At 71.6% G+C, this 15,972-nt stretch carries 12 protein-coding genes; 7 read left to right on the forward strand and 5 right to left on the reverse strand.

The genetic code is table 11. The features are described from left to right. Nucleotides 1-60 precede the first annotated feature (60 nt). The 3 genes from BKK79_RS28180 to BKK79_RS28190 all read left to right on the forward strand — a co-directional run bounded on the left by BKK79_RS28180 (nucleotide 61) and on the right by BKK79_RS28190 (nucleotide 3,040). Complete coding sequence (locus BKK79_RS28180; protein WP_071039462.1) at nucleotides 61-243, forward strand: hypothetical protein; 183 nt, start codon at nucleotides 61-63, stop codon at nucleotides 241-243. Nucleotides 244-325: 82 nt separating this feature from the next. Continuing rightward, nucleotides 326-883 carry a DUF746 domain-containing protein gene (locus BKK79_RS28185; RefSeq protein ID WP_157903320.1) on the forward strand — a complete coding sequence of 186 codons (558 nt, stop codon included), beginning with the start codon at nucleotides 326-328 and terminating at the stop codon, nucleotides 881-883. Nucleotides 884-1,072: 189 nt separating this feature from the next. Then, complete coding sequence (locus BKK79_RS28190; protein WP_071016798.1) at nucleotides 1,073-3,040, forward strand: APC family permease; 1,968 nt, start codon at nucleotides 1,073-1,075, stop codon at nucleotides 3,038-3,040. A gap of 49 nt (nucleotides 3,041-3,089) precedes the next feature. Here BKK79_RS28190 and BKK79_RS28195 read toward each other — a convergent pair whose 3' ends face one another. After that, on the reverse strand, nucleotides 3,090-3,515 hold the full coding sequence (locus BKK79_RS28195; protein WP_071016796.1) for a universal stress protein: 426 nt from the start codon (nucleotides 3,513-3,515) through the stop codon (nucleotides 3,090-3,092). A gap of 261 nt (nucleotides 3,516-3,776) precedes the next feature. After that, nucleotides 3,777-4,493 carry an SDR family oxidoreductase gene (locus tag BKK79_RS28200; RefSeq protein ID WP_071016794.1) on the reverse strand — a complete coding sequence of 239 codons (717 nt, stop codon included), beginning with the start codon at nucleotides 4,491-4,493 and terminating at the stop codon, nucleotides 3,777-3,779. A gap of 276 nt (nucleotides 4,494-4,769) precedes the next feature. Between BKK79_RS28200 and BKK79_RS28205 the strand changes: the two genes are divergently transcribed. From BKK79_RS28205 to BKK79_RS28215, 3 genes are all read left to right on the forward strand, one after another. After that, nucleotides 4,770-4,985: a hypothetical protein gene (locus BKK79_RS28205; RefSeq protein ID WP_071039464.1), complete on the forward strand. Its 216-nt coding sequence runs from the start codon at nucleotides 4,770-4,772 to the stop codon at nucleotides 4,983-4,985. A gap of 200 nt (nucleotides 4,986-5,185) precedes the next feature. After that, a complete protein-coding gene (gene purT, locus BKK79_RS28210; RefSeq protein WP_071039465.1) occupies nucleotides 5,186-6,391 on the forward strand; it encodes a formate-dependent phosphoribosylglycinamide formyltransferase in 1,206 nt (401 codons plus the stop codon). Nucleotides 6,392-6,685: 294 nt separating this feature from the next. Further along, the gene (locus BKK79_RS28215; RefSeq protein ID WP_071040410.1) at nucleotides 6,686-7,849 is read left to right on the forward strand and encodes an MFS transporter; all 1,164 of its coding nucleotides are present in this window, start codon (nucleotides 6,686-6,688) and stop codon (nucleotides 7,847-7,849) included. Nucleotides 7,850-8,009: 160 nt separating this feature from the next. Here BKK79_RS28215 and BKK79_RS28220 read toward each other — a convergent pair whose 3' ends face one another. Continuing rightward, nucleotides 8,010-10,139, reverse strand: a complete 2,130-nt coding sequence (locus tag BKK79_RS28220; RefSeq protein ID WP_071039466.1) for an Ig-like domain-containing protein — start codon at nucleotides 10,137-10,139, stop codon at nucleotides 8,010-8,012. A 420-nt stretch (nucleotides 10,140-10,559) separates the two neighbouring features. Between BKK79_RS28220 and BKK79_RS28225 the strand changes: the two genes are divergently transcribed. Further along, nucleotides 10,560-11,600, forward strand: coding sequence for a DUF535 family protein (locus BKK79_RS28225; RefSeq protein ID WP_232346338.1), 1,041 nt, complete (start codon nucleotides 10,560-10,562; stop codon nucleotides 11,598-11,600). Nucleotides 11,601-11,663: 63 nt separating this feature from the next. Here the strand turns inward: BKK79_RS28225 and BKK79_RS28230 are convergent, their stop codons facing one another. Continuing rightward, a complete protein-coding gene (locus BKK79_RS28230; protein WP_071039467.1) occupies nucleotides 11,664-13,775 on the reverse strand; it encodes a TonB-dependent receptor family protein in 2,112 nt (703 codons plus the stop codon). After that, the gene (locus BKK79_RS28235; protein ID WP_071039468.1) at nucleotides 13,772-15,943 is read right to left on the reverse strand and encodes a PQQ-dependent dehydrogenase, methanol/ethanol family; all 2,172 of its coding nucleotides are present in this window, start codon (nucleotides 15,941-15,943) and stop codon (nucleotides 13,772-13,774) included. Before BKK79_RS28235 ends, BKK79_RS28230 begins: the two co-directional genes overlap by 4 nt. Nucleotides 15,944-15,972: the final 29 nt, after the last annotated feature.

A 15,972-nucleotide genomic window follows, 5' to 3' on the forward strand; every position in this document is an offset into this window, starting at 1 on the left:
CGGCTTGACGATCTTGCCCGCGCGCCCCACCCGGCGCGCTGGCCCGCAGGGAGAAGGAAGATGAACGGAACCAAGACGACGCCGGGACGCCTGGCCGTGGCCATGCTGGCCTGCTGTCTCGCGTTGGCCCCGGCGCTGGCGGGGGCCTCGGCCAGGTCCGCCGGCGGCGGTGCGCAGAAGCCGGCCAAGCCGGCCAAATCGGATAACCGGAACTCCGTGCTGCCGGGCAATGCGCGCCGCTGAGCGTAGCGGAGCACGCGGCGGAGCACGCAGCAAAGAGCGGGGCACGGGCAGGACGGCGGCGGATGACGGCGCCACGGCGCTGATGCACTGGCGCCCCAGCGTCGCCGACGAGGCGGCCGACCAGGCGCTGGCCGGCTTTCTCGAGGCGGCCTGGCGCCGCCTGCGCTCGGACAGCCGGCAGCCGCCGTCCTGCCCGCGCTGCGGCACGCAGGACGCGAGCCCGTGCGGCCACGACAGCTCGGGCTTGCCGCAGTTCCTGTGCCACGCCTGCCGGCGCCGCTTCAACCGGCTGACCGGCACGCCGATGGCGCGGCTGCGTCCGCAGGACAAGCTGCGCGCCTTCTTCGGCATCGCCTCGCACCACTGGTCGGTCGCCGACGCTGCCCGCCAGCTCGGCGTGAGCAGCGAGACCGTGCTGCACTGGTCGCTGCAGACGCGGCTCTGGCTGCTGGAACTCGACCCCTCCGGCACCTGGGAGCGGCGCGTGCAACTGGGCGTGCACTACCGCTTTGTGCCGGCCACGGTCCCGGCCGTGGCCGGCTGCCGCTGCGAGCCGCCGGCCGCGGAGACTGCCGGCGCCTTGCAGGACGGGGGGCTGCAGCGCATCTGTCCCCTGTGCGAACAGGCGAAGCATGCCTGAGTTGTCTTGCGCCTGACACCTGGCGCGCCAGGTCTGCCTGGCGCACGCGGCGGCGTTGCGTGCCGCCTGTCCCTCGCCTAGATTGGTTGCATCCGGGCCACGTCCCCGGCCTTCGGCGTGGACGTGCCTGCGGCCCGGCATCCCGCGCGCCGGCATCTGCCGCGCGGCAGACGGGGACGGGAGAAGACCATGGCGCGCCAATCGAAGTGGTGGAACCTCCTGGCCGGCCAGCCGCTCGATCCGCTCGCCCCGGGCACGCGGCACGCGATCGCCGTGGTGCCGCTGCTGGCGTGGGTGGGACTCGGTGCCGACGGCCTGTCCTCTTCCTGCTACGGTCCCGAGGAAGCCTTCCTGGCGCTGGGCGCGCATACGCCGCTGGCGCTGTTCCTGGCGGTGGCCACCGCCACCACGGTCTTCATCATCGCCGTCGGCTACAACCAGGTCATCGAACTGTTCCCCAGCGGCGGGGGTGGTTACCGGGTCTCGACCGCGCTGCTGGGGCCGGTGCCCGGCCTGGTCTCGGGCGCGGCCCTGCTGGTCGACTACGTGCTGACGGTCAGCACCTCGCTGGCCAGCGGCGTCGACGCCTTCTTCAGCCTGCTGCCGGTCGGGGCGCAGGGTTTCAAGCTGGCCACCGAGCTGCTGATCGTGGTGCTGATGACCGGCCTGAACTTCCGCGGCATGAAGGAATCGATCCTGGTCCTGATGCCGATCTTCCTCGCCTTCGTCGTGCTGCACCTGGGCCTGATCGTCTACGGCGTCGCCGCGCACGGGCAGCGCCTGGCCGCCGTGGTGCCGGATGCGGTGGGCGAGGCCTCGCACCTGTCGCAGACCATGGGCACCATGGTGGTGGCGGCGCTGCTGATGCGCGCCTTCTCGCTCGGGGGCGGCACCTATACCGGCCTGGAAGCGGTCTCGAACAATGTCAACATGCTGGCCGAGCCGCGCGTGGCCAACGGCAAATGGACCATGTTCTACATGGCCAGCTCGCTGGCCTTCACCGCCGGCGGCATCATCCTGCTGTACATGCTGTGGCATGCCGCGCCGCAGGAAGGGCAGACCCTCAACGCGGTGGTCTTCCGCAGCGTGATCGGCAATCTCGGGCTGGGCTCGGACGCGCTCGCGCACGGCCTGCTGGCGCTGGTGCTGGCTTCGGAGGCGGGGCTGCTGCTGGTGGGCGCGCAGACCGGCTTCCTCGACGGGCCCGCGGTGCTTTCCAATATGGCGGGCGATTACTGGGTGCCGCGCCATTTCCGCGACCTGTCCGCGCGCCTGGTGCGCCAGAACGGCGTAGTGGTGATGGGCGTCGCCAGCCTGCTGATCCTGCTGTGGACGCGCGGCGAGGTGTCGGTGCTGGTGGTGCTCTACAGCATCAACGTCTTCCTGACCTTCAGCATGTCGCTGTTCGGCCTGTGCGTGTACTGGTGGCGCCATCGCACGCAGCCGCGCTGGCTGGTGCGCTTCGCGCTGTCGCTGCTGGGCTTTTCGGTGACCGCCTCGGTGCTGGTCATCACGCTGGTGGAGAAGTTCGGCGCCGGCGGCTGGCTGACGGTGCTGGTGACCGGGCTGGTGATCGCGCTGTGCCTGGGCGTGAAGCGCCACTACACCACCACCCGCGCCGAGCTGGCGCGCGCCGATGCGCTCTTCGCCGGCAGCGCGCCGCTGGTCGATGCCGAGCGCGTGCGGCCGCTGGACCCGGCCGCGCCGACCGCGGTGCTGCTGGTGGGCAAGCACCGGGGCGCCAGCATGCATGCGCTGCTATGGGTGCAGCGCCTGTTCCCCGGGCACTTCAAGAACGTGGTCTTCCTGGCCGTGGGCGAGGTCGACGCGCAGAGCTATGAAGGCCAGGAGACGCTGCAGCGGCTGCAGCAGGCCGTGGGAGAATCGCTGCGCTACTACGTGGCCTGCAGCCAGCGCCACGGGCTCGCGGCGGAAGCGCGCGCGGCCTACGGGACCAATCCGGTGCGCGAGTTCATCGGCCTGGTCGACGCCGTGACCGCCCAGTACCCCAACAGCGTCTGCTTCGCCAGCAAGCTGATCTTCCGCCGCGTGAACTTCCTCACCGCCTGGCTGCACAACCAGACCCCGGTGGAACTGCAGGAGCGGCTGCACCTGCAGGGCAAGCAGATGGTGCTGCTGCCGATGAACGTGCAGTGAGAGGGGCGATGGCGCGCGGCGCGGCGGGCGGGGCGCGCAGCCGCCCGGCCTACCTGACCAGTGTCACCGGCACGCGCGACAGGCGCAGCAGCCGGTTGGAGAGGTGGCCGGCGAAGAGGGCGCCCATCGGCGAGCGCGCGGCGGTGCCCATCACGATGGCGTCGCAATCGTTGGCGGCGGCGGTGTCGGCGATGGTGCGGGCGATGTCGCCCACCTTGACCTGGGCGACATAGGGGGTGCCGGCGTCTTCCAGGATGCGGCGGGCCTCCTGCAGGGCGGCCTCGCCATCGCGCGCCTCGAGCCGGCGCAGGGCGTCGAGGCGGTGGAAGGCCGCGGCGCGGCCCGCTTCCAGCGGCTCCTGCACATTCAGCAGGACGATATCGGACACGCACTTGTCCCGGTACATGAAGGCCGCGTGCCGCACGGCGTCCAGGGCATGCTTCGAGCCGTTGACCGGTACCAGTACCTTGAGCATGGTTTTCTCTCCCGTTTGCCTGCGCTTGTCTTGCCTCTAGCCTCTAGCCTCTAGCCTCTAGCCTCTAGCCTCTTGAGGGGGGCGGGGGCTGGCGTGCCGTCCCGCCACACCTCTATCTAATCCCCGGCGGTGCAAAGATTGTGTAAAGAGTGGCGGGCGCGGCCTTGCGGTCGGGGCCATGCGGTACCGGACGGGGACGGCTGCCGGCGGCACCGGGGGTGGACCGCCACGGGCCGGTCGGGCTGGCCTGGTGCTCAGCGCTCAGCGCCCTGCCAGGCCGCCGCCGCCGTCGACGCCGAGCACCTGCCCGGTGATGAAGCCGGCATCGGCAGACAGCAGGAAGCACACCGCCGCCGCTACTTCGTCCGGCTGGCCCATGCGGCCCATCGGGATGCCGGCCAGCACCCGCCGTTCCGCCTCGCTGCCGACCGGGCGCGAGCGGCGGAACAGTTCCGTCTCGACCGGTCCGGGCGAGACGGCGTTGACGGTGATGCCGTGCGGCGCCAGTTCCAGCGCCCAGGTGCGGGTGCAGCCGACCAGCGCGCTCTTGGCGGCCGAGTAGGCGGTGCGGTCGCGCGCGCCGAGGATGGCGCGGCTGCAGATGTTGACGATGCGGCCATGGCCGCGCTGGCGCATCGCCTCGACGAAGGCCTGCGTGACCTGCACCGCGACGCGCACATTGAGGTCGAACACCGTCTGCAGCGCGGACAGGTCGATGCCGCCGAGCGGCTGCGGCGCCACCAGGCCGACGTTGTTGACCAGTCCCACGATGTCGAAGCGGGCGCTTACCTGTGCCAGCACCGCGTCGGTTTCGTCGACGCGCGACAAGTCGCAGGGCAGCAGCGTGCCCGGGAAATCCGCCTCCGCCGCGCCGCGCGCCAGCCCGACCACATGCCGGCCGCTTGCCGCCAGCCGTTGCGCGATCGCCAGGCCGATGCCCTTCGAGGCGCCTGTCACCAGTACCGCTTCCTGCTTCATGCCGTGTTCTCCTCCGTGTCGGGCCCGCCGGCGGCGGGCAGTGTGGGTCACCGCGCATGCTACCGCTGTCGTCCGCTCCCTGCTGGCGGCCGACGCGGCGAACAGATGCCGGATGCGGCGCGCCCGGGTCCTGGAATTGCGCAATGCATCACACGACATGCCATTGTCTGAAGCGGGTTCTCAGAGTTTTTCTATAATCAATGTTGCGGTGCCGCATATCACTGCCGGCGGCCGCCGTGCGGCACGAGGGACGCGGGGCCGGCAAGGAGACAGCAGATGCCACCATGCGAGCGATGCCATGAACAGGCGGGCCGGCCAGGGCACTTCCCGCCGCACCGCGACCTCGTGCCCGGCCCGGTGCTGCGCGACGAGGCGGGCCAGAAGGTCTACACCTACCGCTGCCGCCGCTGCGGCCAGGCCATGCTGCTGCAGGCGCCCTCGGCCGACCTGCCGGACCGCTGGAGCTTAGGCGGGCGGACCTGCAGGTTCTAGTTGGAACGGCTTGCGCAGCGGATCGAAGACTCCGGGCGCCAGGACTCCGGGCACCGCTTCCGCAACGGGTATCGGGCCCCGAGCGCATGCGCGGACAGGCCATCGCACGCCGCCGCCGGGCGGCGCAGGATTTACAATCGCGCTTTTACCCGGCGCGGATCCTCCGGCCCGGGCGACCTGACTGAGCAGACAGACCTGATATGAGCCACATCGGAACCCCCCTCTCTCCCTGCGCGACCAAAGTGATGCTGCTCGGCTCGGGCGAACTCGGCAAGGAAGTGCTGATCGCCCTGCAGCGCCTCGGCGTCGAGACCATCGCGGTCGACCGCTATGCCGACGCGCCGGGGCAGCAGGTGGCCCACCATGCGCGCACCATCGCCATGAGCGACGCCGACCAGCTCAAGGCGCTGATCGAGGCGGAGAAGCCCGACCTGGTGGTGCCGGAGATCGAGGCCATCGCCACGCCCGCGCTGGAAGCGCTGGAAGCGGCCGGCGTGGCGCGGGTGGTGCCGACCGCGCGCGCCGCGCGCCTGACCATGGACCGCGAGGGCATCCGCCGCCTTGCCGCCGAGACCCTGGGCCTGCCCACCAGCCCCTACCGCTTCTGCGATTCGCTGGAAGAGCTGCAGGCCGCCATCGACGGCGGCATCGGCTATCCCTGCGTGGTCAAGCCGGTGATGAGCAGCTCGGGCAAGGGCCAGAGCAAGATCGACGGCCCCGACGGCGTGCGCGCCGCCTGGGACTACGCCATGGCCGGCGGCCGCGTCAGCCACGGCCGCATCATTGTCGAAGGCTTCATCGACTTCGACTACGAGATCACGCTGCTGACGGTGCGCGCGCGCGGCGCCGGCGGTGAGGTCGAGACGCAGTTCTGCGAGCCGATCGGCCACATACAGGTCAGCGGCGACTACGTCGAGAGCTGGCAGCCCCACCCGATGCATCCGGCGGCGCTGCAGAAGGCGCAGCAGATCGCCGCCGCCGTGACCGCTGACCTGGGCGGGCAGGGCATCTTCGGCGTGGAGCTGTTCGTCAAGGGTGAGCAGGTCTGGTTCAGCGAGGTCAGCCCGCGTCCGCACGACACCGGCATGGTGACCATGATCACGCAGTGGCAGAACGAGTTCGAGCTGCACGCGCGCGCCATCCTCGGCCTGCCGGTCAGCACCGCGCTCAAGAGCCCGGGCGCCAGCGCGGTGATCTACGGTGGCGTGGACGCCAAGGCCGTGGTCTTCGAGGGCGTCGACGAAGCGCTGCGCGTGCCGCAGACCGACCTGCGCCTGTTCGGCAAGCCGGAGAGCTTCGTCAAGCGGCGCATGGGTGTGGCCCTGGCGCACGCCGCCGACGTCGACACCGCCCGCGAGCGCGCCAAGGAGGCGGCCGCCAAGGTCAAGGTGCGCGCGGCCGGCTGATGCAGCGCCGCATCACGAGGTCCTGACGAGGGGCGGGGCGCCGCGCCCGCGTCTGCAGGCTTGGTGCAGTTGAGGCATCATGCAGTGCTTTGCTGCATTGCCACAAGGATGCCGCCGGGGCACGCGCCTGCTGTCTGCGACGCCCTCCCGTGCCGGACCGCCATGACCTCGCCCAGCCCCTCCTCCTGCCACACCAGCCAGGCCAACCAGGCCAGCCAGGCCTGCCAGAGCGCCTTGTCTTCCACCCCAGCCGCCGCCGGTGCGCACGCGGGGCCGGTCGGCGGCGCCGCCTGGATGACACCGCTGCTGGCCGCCGCCTGCGGCCTGGTGGTCGCCAATCTCTACTACGCCCAGCCCCTGATCGGGCCGATCGGCCAGGCGCTCGGCCTGACGCCGCAGGCGGCCGGCCTGATCGTCACGCTGATCCAGCTCGGCTACGGCCTGGGCCTGCTGCTGATCGTGCCGCTGGGCGACATCGTCGAGAACCGCCTGCTGATCGTGTCGCTGCTGGGCGCCAGCGCGCTGGCCCTGGCGCTGGCCGCCGTCGCCATCCATACCGCGCCTTTCCTGGTGGCCGCCGGCGCCATCGGCCTGTGCTCGGTGGCGGCGCAGGTACTGGTGCCCTACGCCGCCCACCTGGCGCCGGCAGCCTCGCGCGGCCGCGTGGTCGGCAACGTGATGAGCGGGCTGATGCTGGGCATCATGCTGGCGCGCCCGGTCGCCAGCCTGGTGGCCGATCGCTGGGGCTGGCACGCCATCTTCGCCGCCTCGGCGTTCGGCATGGCCGTGCTGGCGGTGGTGCTGCGGCGCCTGCTGCCGCGCCGCCAGCCGTCGCCGACGGTGCGCTACGGCGACCTGCTGCGCTCGATGGCGACCCTGCTGGCCACGCAGCCCGTGCTGCGCCGGCGCGCCGCCTACCAGGCCTGCATGTTCGGTGCCTTCAGCCTGTTCTGGACCACGGTGCCGCTGTGGCTGGCCAGCCCGGCCTTCGGCCTGTCGCAACGCGGCATCGCGCTGTTCGCGCTGGCCGGGGTGGCGGGCGCCATCGCCGCGCCGATCGGCGGCCGCCTGGCCGACCGCGGGCGCAGCCGGCAGATGACCGCGCTGGCCATGGTGCTGGCCGCCGGCGCCTTTGCCTGCGGCGATATCAGCCCGAGCGGCCCGAGCGGCCCGCTGCTGGCGCTGGGTGTGCTGACGGCGGCGGCCATCGTGCTCGACTTCGGCGTGGCCGCCAACCTGGTGGTCGGCCAGCGCGCCATCTTCGCGCTCAGCGCCGAGCACCGCAGCCGCCTCAACGGCCTCTTCATGGCTCTGTTCTTCGTCGGCGGCGCGGCCGGCTCGGCGCTCGGTGCCTGGGCCTACGCCACCGGCGGCTGGACCCTGGCGAGCCGCTTCGGGCTGGCGCTGCCGCTGCTGGCGCTGGCGTATTTCGCCACCGAGCGGCGCGCGGCTCGGTAGGCGAACAGCCGCCGCCAGTGCGGGCGCGCCGCGGCAACCCCGGACAAAGAAAAGGGCCGGCGCAATGCCGGCCCTGTCGCTTGCGGCCGCCCGCCGCGGGGGCCGCGGGGGCGGTAGCGGCGCGCGCATGACGCGCGCCGGAATGCGGCTTCGCTGTGCCTCAGCGCACCGTGCCGACCACGCGCACGTACTTGTAGATATCGTCCGCGGTGCTGGAGCGGATCTCCAGGTTGCGCTGGTCGCCGGCCTGGTTGAAGGCGGCGAAGCCGGCGCCGATGCAGCTTTCGCCCGCGGACGAGCCCACCATGTCCGGCTTCAGCGTGATGGTCTTCACATTGCGCGGCAGGTAGTTTGCCTGCGCATACATGCGCTGCGGCAGCGGCGAAGCGGGTGTGACACCGAAGGCGGAGGCCTGGTCGACCGGCTCGTCGGTGACATCGTTGCTCCAGGCCACGTCGACGGTGGGCTGGAAGCCGGTCTTGTCGCTGCCGGCGGTGACGAAGCCCAGGCTCGCCGCGGCGATGCCGTTCCACGACAGCTGCGCCAGGCGCGCGGGCGGTACCACGCCGCTGCCCGCCATGGTGGTGAAGACCACGTCAGGCGCGGCCGCCAGCGCACCGTCGTAGTAGCCGCCGCCGATGGGGCGGTTCCAGACCTCGAAGCGGTAGCGCCCGAATTCCGGCAGCGCGGCGAACTGCGCGTCGCTGAGCGGTGTGGCCGGGTAGGACGCGCTGGTAGCCAGGCGGCTCCAGTCGAGCGTGTCGCCGGCACGCAGCGGGCTGGCCGCCAGCACCACGTGGGTGGTGTTCTGGGCGGTGGTCTGGATGGTCTTGTTCGGCGAGATCGGATCGTCTGCCGCATAGGTGAGGCTGCCGCGGGTGTTCTGCACCGACAGGTAGCCATTGGTGCCGCACACGCGCGAGCGCGCCAGCACCACGCCGGCGGCCGGCAGGCCGGGGCCGCTCACGCGCACGATCTGGGCCTGGGCGCCGGGGCCCCGGTTCGGGTTGAAGAACACGCGCAGGCCGGTCTCGTAGCGGGAGACCACGCCGGCGGCCGGGTTCAGCTCGGTGACGCGGGTGATGCGCGGCGCCACCGAGGCGTCGTAGTCGTGCTGGTTGCCGGTCAGCTCCCATTTGGCCGGGGCACCGGCGGCGGCGCGGTTGGTGGCCAGGCGCGTCAGGTGGCCGGTGCTCTTCTCGCTGTCGTTGCGCACATAGGGCAGGCGCAGCAGGGCGGTCGGCTGGCTGGCGGCATTGGTCGCGTGGAAGACGATCTGCGGGGTGCCGAAACGGGCGCCGGTCATGTCGTCGCGGGAGAACAGGCCGCTGAGGTCGTCCGACAGGTTGTAGCTGCTGTTCTTGTAGTCGGCAGCGAAGGCCGCCTGGCAGCTGCCGAGCACGGTGCTGCCGCTCCGGCGGGTCTCGGGCTTGCCGGCGAAGCAGGCTTGCAGCGCGGCGCGGATGGCTTCGAAATCGGCGGCCGTGGTTTTCACGGTCGGCTTGGGCAGGGCGGCGGCAGGCTTGCCGAGGGCATCCTGGGTCAGCGTGAGCTGGGTCTGGGAACTGTCGGTGCCCATCGGCACGCCGACGCTGACCAGGCGGGCGCCGTTGCCGGTCAGCGAGACCTTGACCAAGTCGAGGACTGCGTCCGCGCCTTCGCCCTGGCGCGTCAGCGGCGTAGCGATCGGGTCGAAGCGGGCCGGATCCAGGCCGGTCTCCGTGGCTACGTTCTGCAGCGCCTGGCGCAGCAATGCGATGGCGCTCTGCACCTGCTCGCTGCCGGCCTTGCTGCGGAGCACGCCCGGCTGGGTCAAGGCGAGCGGGTCGCCGCCGGTCAGCAGGGCGGCAATGGCGGTGGTGAGCGGTGTCGTGTTGACGATGGCGGTGGTGTTGGACGGCCTGGCCGCCAGCACGGAGACATGGGTGACGCCGCTGCTGCTCTTGGCGATGACCGCGAACGGCGCCTTGAAGTCGCCGAGGTCGAAGCGGTAGCCGCCATTGGCATCGGCGGTCTGGGTGCCGACCAGCTTGCCGTCGGCGTCAAAGACCGTCACCGTGGCCCCGGCCATGAAGGCGCCGGTGGCAGCCGTGCCTTGCAGCGAGGCCTGGGTCGGCTGGTTGGGTGCCGGGCTGCTGCTCCCGCCACTGCTGCCGCTTCCGCTGCTGCTGCTGCTGCTGCTGCCACCATCACCACCACCGCAGGCAACCAATGCCGCGACCGCAGCCGCCAGCGCGGGCCAAAGCAGGCCCTTGCCGGCCAGCGGCCGGTTCTCCCTGTTTGCTTTCATCGAGATCCCTTCGTTCTTGTTGTGTTCAGGCTCGGATAGCCTGCGCCGGATCGGCGCAACCCCGTCCTTTGTGTTGTACGGCAGACATGGAGTGACGCACCAGCGCCGCCGCGAGCACATCTTAGCGACGCGCATCCGGCGGCCGGCCCCTACCGAAGAAGGGAGGGGGGCGAAACAGGGGCCGGGCGTTGGTTTGTAATTTTTTGTCCACGCCGTCAACGCCATATATTTCATTGCGTTACAGTCAATTACAGAAGTGCCGCGCCAGTTACAAAAATCCCGGTGCTGAACGGGGGTGTGGCGGCGCGGCGACAGGCGGCCCGGGAGGAGGCCGCCGGATCTGAGGTGTCGCATCAAGGCGGCAGGCGAACAGACCGGAAACCGGCACCGCCCGCCGTGGCAACAGGGGAGCGTTCAATCGTGCAAGAACCTTTGTCGAGCCTGTCATGGCTCGCCAGCGGGCCGCACGCCAGGGGACTGGCGTCCTGGGCTGGCCCGCTTTTGTATTGTCGGTACCTGGGGACCGTGGCCAATGTCTCGGCGGCCTGCCATCCGGTCGGCGTGCGCCGCTGGTGGCTCAAGCGGCTCAAGCTGATCGGGCGTGCCGCCTTCCGCGCCATGGCGGTGCTGTCCTGGCTGCGCGCGGCGGCATCCTGCGCCCTGCTGCGGCGCGTGGCGTCGGCGCGGCCGGTGCTGCTGGAGCGGCCGTTCCGCCCGCTGGCCCGCTTCGGGCTCGGCTTCGACGAGCGCGCGCGCGTGCTGCTGGAGCACTACCGCCTGATGCACGACAAGCTGCCGGCGGCCGTCAGCGAGCGCATCTACCTCGACGGCGGCCTGCGCTGGGCGCTGCCCGACGTGCCCTACGCGCTGCGCCTGGCCGACTCCGGCCCCAATCCGAAGGAGGGCGAGCTGGCCTTCTACTGGATGGACCTCGCGCGCGGGACCTGCCTGGCACAGCTCAGCTTCTACCTGGCGCAGGGCCAGCACGGCATCGAGCTGTTCGTCGGCGGCCTGCAGGGGCCGGCCGGCCCCGACAGCCGCGACGCGATCCGCGAGGCGACGCGCGCCTGCGACGGGCTGCGTCCCAAGGATGCCGTGATGGAGGCGCTGCTGGCGCTGGGCGCCGCGCTCGGCGCCGAGCGCGTGGTGGCGGTGTCGCGCCGCAACCATGTCGGCCGCCAGCGCCGCACGCCGCGCGCCATCCAGGCCGACTACGAGAGCTTCTGGACCGAGGCCGGCGGGCAGGGACTGCCCTGCGGCAATGTCTCGGTGCCGGTGGCGCAGCCGCGCCGTGATCTGGCCACCGTGCCGTCGAAGAAGCGTGCCGCCTACCGGCGCAAGCAGGCGCGCGGCGAAGCGATCGAGGCGGCGGTGCGCGCCTGGCTCGCGGTGCCGGCCGGCGTGGCGGCGGACGTCCCCGCCACCGGCGCGTCGACCGCGCCCGCGTTGGCCTTTGCCTAGTTTCTCACCTGGTTCTCTGCCTGGTCCTGGGCCTTGGCCTGCGCCGACCGCCCGGGCCGGCGCTCAGATCTCCGCGCGCAGCCCGATGAAGAAGCGCCGCCCCGGCGCCGGCTCGAAGTAGCGCCCATTGCTCTCGTTGACGATGACCGAGCCGATGTAGCGGCGGTCGGCCAGGTTGTCGAGGCGCCCGTAGGCGTACCAGCGCGTGCCGGCGGCGCGGAAGGCATAGCCGGCGCGCAGGTTGAAGGTGGCGTAGGCGGGCGCGGCCTGGGTGTTGAGGTCGTCGGCGAAGACGCGGCTTTCCACGCGTACGCCGGCGCCCAGCACCAGCCCCGGCAGCGCCTCGACGCTGGCCTCGGCGGCCAGGCTTTGGCGCGCCGTGCCCGGCAGCCGGTTGCCGGCCGCCACCAGCAGGCCCTGGGCGTTGCGGAAGGCCTGGCCGAAGAAGGCGTCCAGCCAGGTATAGCTGAGCGCCGCGCCGAAGCGGTCGGCGGGGCCGAAGCGCCCGCTCCAGCCCAGTTCCAGCCCGCGCCGCCGCACTCCGTCGACGTTCTGGTAGGTGGTGCGGCCGTTGTCGCTGGAGAGCGGCACGATCTCGTTATGGCTGTCGGCGTCGAACACCGTCGCTTCGAGCCGCTGGGTGCCGCGCTGCCACTTGAGGCCGAGCTCGCCCTGGCGGCTGGTGGATGGCTGCAGCCCCAGGTTGGCGCCGCTGCCGCCGGGGCCGTAGGCGACCTCGGTGAGCGTCGGCGTTTCCAGCCCGCGGCCGAGGTTGGCGTAGAGGTTGAGCGAGTCGAGCGCGTGCCACACCACGCCCAGCACGGGATTGACCCGGCGGTAGGCGGCGCTGCCGCTGTCGTCGGGGCTGGCGGCGGTGATGTAGTGGTCGTCGATGGAGAGCCGGACCTGGCTGGCGCGCAGGCCGCCGACCAGGCGCCAGGACGGGTGCACGGTCCAGTCGAACTGGGCGTAGGCGCCCAGGCTGCTGGCACGGTCGGTCTCGTCGCGCCGCAGCGCACCCTGCGTGCCGTTCTGGTTCACGTAGCCGGTGCGTGCGTCGCGCATGCCGTCGGCCTCCAGGCCGGCGCTCCATTGCAGCGGCAGCCCGGCCAGCCGCGTCTCGTGCTGCCAGGACAGTGCGCCGCCGCCGTAGCTGCGGCCGATGTCGACGATGCCGCCGGCCGAGCTGGGCGCGGCGCCGCTCATGCCGAGGTACTGGGTGAGCTGGCGGGTGCCGCCATAGAGCCGGAAGGACAGGCTGTCCTGCGCGCCCAGCCGGTGCTCGACCACCACGCCGCCCTGGTTCTGCTCGATCTGCTTGCGCGTGTTGAACTGGTTGGCCAGGGCGATGGCCTGGCGCGGGTTGGCGTCGGCCTGGGCGCGCGTGAGCCCCAGCGGATCCTGCGCCAGCGGCTGGCTGAACACATTGAGCAGGGCCGTCACGCGCGTGCCGGCGGCCGGCTCGGCCACCACCTTGGCGTTGAGCTGGCGGCGGCGCGCCGCGCTGTGCCCGCGGTAGCCGTCGGTGGTGAAGGTCCAGGCATCGACGCTGGCGCCGAGCGCGCCGGTGCCGCCGGCGGCGCTGACGCCGGCCATCCACTGGCCGTCCGATCCCATGCCGGTGGTGGCGCGCGCCGTCGCGCTGTCCTTGGGCGGATCGGGCGAGAAGACCTGCACCACGCCGCCGGAGGCATTGCCGTACAGCGCGGCGAAGGGGCCGCGCAGCACCTCGATGCGGCTGGCGTTGGCCAGGTCGGCGGTGGCCGCCTGGCCCTGTCCGTCCGGCATGGTGGCGGGGATGCCGTCGACCAGCAGGCGCACGCCGCGCACGCCGAAGGTGGAGCGGCTGCCGAAGCCGCGCACGGCGAGCTGCAGGTCCTGCGCGTAGTTCTGCCGCTCGCGCGCGCTGAGGCCCGGCACGCCGCCGAGCACCTCGGAGAGGTTGACCAGCGGCGTGGGCGAGGCGAGCGGGTCGAGCGTCACCGCGTCGATGGCGGCCGGCGCGTCGAAGCGCTTCTGCTCGGCGCGGCTGGCGCTGACCACCACGTCCGACAGGGTGGCCTCGTCGGCCCAGGCCGCGGCCGGGGCCGCGGCGAAGGGCATGGCGGCCGGCGTGGCGAGCAGCGCGCCGGCCAGCCAGCGGCGACGCCGGCCGGCGTGTACCGCCTCCCTCACGGCTTGGGTCGCACGGCGTCGGCCGTCGCCTGGATGAAGGCCTTGATCTTCTCCACGTCATCCATGCTCAGCTTGCCGGTGAAGTCCGGCATGCCGCGCGACATCGCCGGCCCCTTGAAGATGAACTTGTCCAGGTTCTGGATGTAGGCCGTGTGCATGTAGCCGAGGTTGGGAATGTTGCCGCCGCGGTCGACGCCGGGCACGCCGTGGCACAGCACGCAGTTGCTGACGTACAGCATGGTGCCCGCCTGCACGTTGGCCGGGTCGTACTTCACGCCCGACAGCAGCGCGCCCTGCTGGTAGGCGACGAAGGCCGGCAGCGGCGCCTTGCCGCCCACGGCGAAGGTGTAGACCGTGCCCGGGCCCTTGCGCTCGGTGGCGCGCTGCGCCTCGCCGTAGACGCCGCCCCAGCCCACCGCGATCGACACGTACTGCTTGCCGTCGACCAGGTAGGTCACCGGCGCGGCGATCACGCCGGTGCCGGTGGGCGTCTCCCACAGCTTCTCGCCGCTGGTGGCGTCGTAGGCGAGGAAGCGCCCGTCGGCGGTGCCCTGGAACACCAGGTTGCCGGCCGTGGTCAGCGTGCCGCCGTTCCACGGCGAGACGTAGTCCTGTGTCCAGGCGGCCTTCTGGCGCACCGGGTCCCAGGCGATCAGGCGGCCGAAGGGCTGGCTCTTGGGCGGCTCGGCATTGAGGAACTTGGCCGTGTTCCAGCCCAGGTTGCCGTGCGGCTGGCCGGGCTGGCTGCCGTTGAAGGTCCAGTTCTTGTCGTCGATCAGGTTGATGGGCACGTGCTGGGCCGGCAGGTAGACCAGCCCGGTCTGCGGGTTGAACGACATCGGGTGCCAGTTGTGCGCGCCGTAGGGCCCGGGGATGGCATCGTAGGGCTTGGCGCCGTCGCGCGCGGCCGGCAGCTCGATCGGGCGGCCGTCCTTGTCGTAGCCGCTGGCCCAGTTGACGTCGACGAAGTTCCTGGCCGAGATGAACTTGCCGTTGGTGCGGTCGATGACGAAGAAGAAGCCGTTCTTGGGCGCGTGCAGGATGACCTTGCGCGGCTGGCCGTCGAGCTGCAGGTCGGCCAGGATCATCGGCTGGGTCGAGGTGTAGTCCCAGTTGTCGCCCGGGGTCTCCTGGTAGTGCCACACGTACTTGCCGGTGTCGGGGTCGAGCGCGACCACGGAGGCCAGGTAGAGGTTGTCGCCGCCGGCCGGGCTGCGCCGGCTGCGCGACCACGGCGAGCCGTTGCCGGTGCCGATGTAGAGCAGGTTCAGTTCGGGATCGAAGGCCATGGTGTCCCACACCGTGCCGCCGCCGCCGGCTTCCCACCACTTGCCGGCCGGGTCCCAGGTCTTGGCGGCGCGTTCCAGCGCCTCGTCCTCGAACGGCTTGGCGGGGTCGCCCGGCACCGTGAACCAGCGCCACTTCTGCTCGCCGGTGTCGGCGTCGTAGGCGGTCACGTAGCCGCGCACGCCGTACTCGGCGCCGCCGTTGCCGATGATGACCTTGCCCTTGACCACGCGCGGCGCGCCGGTGATGGTGTAGGAGTGCTTGTGGTCGATGATGGTGTCCTTCTCCCACAGCTTGCGGCCGGTGGCCGCGTCCAGCGCGACCAGGCGGCCGTCGTAGGCGCCTACGTAGACCTTGCCCTGGTAGATCGCCACGCCGCGGTTGACCACGTCGCAGCAGCCGCGGTAGCCGATCGAGCGGTCCACCTTGGGATCGAAGCTCCACAGGCGGCGGCCGGTGCGTGTGTCGATGGCGTGCACCACGCTCCAGGAGGCGGTGACATACATGATGCCGTCCACCACCAGCGGGGTGGCTTCGACCCCGCGTGTCGACTCCAGGTTGTAGGACCACACCAGGCCGAGCTGCTTCACATTGCCGCTGTCGATCTGCTTGAGCTTGCTGAAGCGGCTTTCCGCGTAGTCGAGGCCGTAGCTGGGCCAGTCGCCGGTCTTGGCCGCATTGGCCTGGATGAAGGCGCCGTCGACGGCGCCGGTGGCGGCGCGGATGCGCGCGGCCTTGTCGTGGGTCTTGCCCTGGGCCTTGCCCGGCGCCTTGTCCTGGGCCGTGGCGGCCGGGGCCGCGGCGATGGCCAGGGCGAGCGGGGCGACGATGGCGGCCACGCGGGCGAGGCGCCGCGCGGCGGGCTGCGATGCTGGGGTCATGATGTCTCCTGGGGTTCGGTCTTTGTTCT

It is taken from the genome of Cupriavidus sp. USMAA2-4 (assembly GCF_001854305.1).
GTDB classification, from domain to species: Bacteria; Pseudomonadota; Gammaproteobacteria; order Burkholderiales; family Burkholderiaceae; genus Cupriavidus; species Cupriavidus malaysiensis.

Bases quoted from the DNA above. Each gene is read 5' to 3' on its own strand.
- BKK79_RS28180 (WP_071039462.1), top strand. From the start codon at position 61: ATGAACGGAACCAAGACGACGCCGGGACGCCTGGCCGTGGCCATGCTG.
- BKK79_RS28185 (WP_157903320.1), top strand. From the start codon at position 326: ATGCACTGGCGCCCCAGCGTCGCCGACGAGGCGGCCGACCAGGCGCTG.
- BKK79_RS28190 (WP_071016798.1), top strand. From the start codon at position 1,073: ATGGCGCGCCAATCGAAGTGGTGGAACCTCCTGGCCGGCCAGCCGCTC.
- BKK79_RS28195 (WP_071016796.1), bottom strand. From the start codon at position 3,515: ATGCTCAAGGTACTGGTACCGGTCAACGGCTCGAAGCATGCCCTGGAC.
- BKK79_RS28200 (WP_071016794.1), bottom strand. From the start codon at position 4,493: ATGAAGCAGGAAGCGGTACTGGTGACAGGCGCCTCGAAGGGCATCGGC.
- BKK79_RS28205 (WP_071039464.1), top strand. From the start codon at position 4,770: ATGCCACCATGCGAGCGATGCCATGAACAGGCGGGCCGGCCAGGGCAC.
- purT (WP_071039465.1), top strand. From the start codon at position 5,186: ATGAGCCACATCGGAACCCCCCTCTCTCCCTGCGCGACCAAAGTGATG.
- BKK79_RS28215 (WP_071040410.1), top strand. From the start codon at position 6,686: ATGACACCGCTGCTGGCCGCCGCCTGCGGCCTGGTGGTCGCCAATCTC.
- BKK79_RS28220 (WP_071039466.1), bottom strand. From the start codon at position 10,139: ATGAAAGCAAACAGGGAGAACCGGCCGCTGGCCGGCAAGGGCCTGCTT.
- BKK79_RS28235 (WP_071039468.1), bottom strand. From the start codon at position 15,943: ATGACCCCAGCATCGCAGCCCGCCGCGCGGCGCCTCGCCCGCGTGGCC.